Origin of the sequence: Vibrio neptunius (genome assembly GCF_000967495.1) — a bacterium.
GTDB lineage: Bacteria > Pseudomonadota > Gammaproteobacteria > Enterobacterales > Vibrionaceae > Vibrio > Vibrio neptunius.
The window spans coordinates 1-849 of record NZ_JXXU01000104.1; the positions used below are offsets into that span (position 1 = coordinate 1).

Sequence of the window (849 nt, forward strand, 5' to 3'; positions counted from 1 at the left end):
GTTGAGGGAGCACGAAACGGTCAAAGTTCTTTGTGAGCTGTTCGATGTTGCGTCTTCCTGCTACTACGAGTTTAAACAACGAAAGCCGGATGTTAATCGCATTCGGTTAGCCAGCAGAATGAAGCAGCTCTTTAACATGAGTCGCGGCGCTGCTGGTAGCAGAACTCTTGCTTCTATGCTGAAGTCTGAAGGCTTTGATGTCGGACGTTTCAAAGTACGTAAGCTTATGCAAGAAGCAGAGCTGATAAGCAAACAACCGGGCTCGCATCGCTATAAGCAGGCTAAGCTAGAGCGACCAGATATCCCCAATAGGTTGAAGCGTGAGTTCTCTGTTACCACTCCAAATGAAGTTTGGTGTGGCGATATTACTTACATCTGGTGCGGTTCAAAGTGGAGTTATCTGGCTGTTGTACTCGACCTATTTAGCCGTCGTGTAGTGGGTTGGGCACTATCAGACAAACCTAATGCAGAGTTGACTTGCAAAGCCTTGGACATGGCTTGGGAACAACGAGGACGACCTAACAACGTGATGTTCCACTCAGACCAAGGAAGCCAATACAGTAGCCTAAAATACCGTCAAAGGCTTTGGCGATATCGCATAACTCAGAGCATGAGTCGTCGAGGTAATTGCTGGGATAATGCTCCTATGGAAAGGCTATTTAGAAGCCTAAAAACCGAATGGATACCAGCGACAGGATATTTAACCCAAACTCAGGCAAAGAGGGATATCAGCTATTACTTAATGAATTACTACAATAGGCACCGGCCTCATCAAGCAAATGATGGGCTGTCCCCAGTTACTGCCGAAAATCGGCTTAAGTTAGTGTCCGGAATTTGTTGACCACTACA

At 46.4% G+C, this 849-nt stretch carries 1 protein-coding gene; it reads left to right on the forward strand.

Translation table 11 applies throughout. The annotated features are described in order from the left end of the window. A partial coding sequence (locus TW84_RS22805) for an IS3 family transposase (protein ID WP_045977898.1) occupies window positions 1-841 on the forward strand: 841 nt, incomplete at its 5' end. Between the last annotated feature and the right edge of the window lie 8 nt (window positions 842-849).